Raw genomic sequence first — 534 nt, forward strand, 5'->3', positions numbered from 1 at the left:
GCATGTTCACGTGGAGCCCACGTACTAAAGGAGCTTAAAAATTTTTTGTATTGTCTTTGTAATTTTTTCCCATTGACTCCAAAGAAACCTCCAATGGTACGACAGTCAATAGCAGTTTTATCTATTAATTTCTTTTAAAAAAGCCGCAAACTCTTGAGTCATGCGGGTTCCTTTAGCCACTAAATTCCAATCTCTTTTAACGATCTCACCTGTATTTTTATTAGTCCAGCGACGTCTTTTGATATGTAAATACACGAACTTACCCCTCAGAGGAAAGTCCTGTATGGTAATCTCATCTTGAAAACCCTTGGAGACTAATTGAAGATCACTAAACTCTTCTGGAGGTTTAGCATGCTCTTCAAAATAGAGGTGTAATATTTCTTCGCTATTAGTAGAGGAAACTACTTCAAAATGGTTAACTAAAAAATCAGGAAGCATAAACTTCAAAAGTTCTATAGGGGTCATATAAAATTCTTAGATTACAAAGTTCTTATTTTATTTTGACATTTCCTCCCCAAGCTTTGCGCTTCATCC

General features: G+C 35.6%; 1 protein-coding gene. It reads right to left on the reverse strand.

Going from position 1 to position 534, the window contains the following annotated elements; all coding sequences use genetic code 11:
- Positions 1-117 precede the first annotated feature (117 nt).
- On the reverse strand, positions 118-465 hold the full coding sequence (locus NJT12_RS24865) for an ISAon1 family transposase N-terminal region protein (RefSeq protein ID WP_271338800.1): 348 nt from the start codon (positions 463-465) through the stop codon (positions 118-120).
- Positions 466-534: the final 69 nt, after the last annotated feature.

Origin of the sequence: Flavobacterium azizsancarii, from assembly GCF_027980145.1 — a bacterium.
Classification (GTDB): domain Bacteria; phylum Bacteroidota; class Bacteroidia; order Flavobacteriales; family Flavobacteriaceae; genus Flavobacterium; species Flavobacterium azizsancarii.

Bases quoted from the DNA above. Each gene is read 5' to 3' on its own strand.
- NJT12_RS24865 (WP_271338800.1), bottom strand. From the start codon at position 465: ATGACCCCTATAGAACTTTTGAAGTTTATGCTTCCTGATTTTTTAGTT.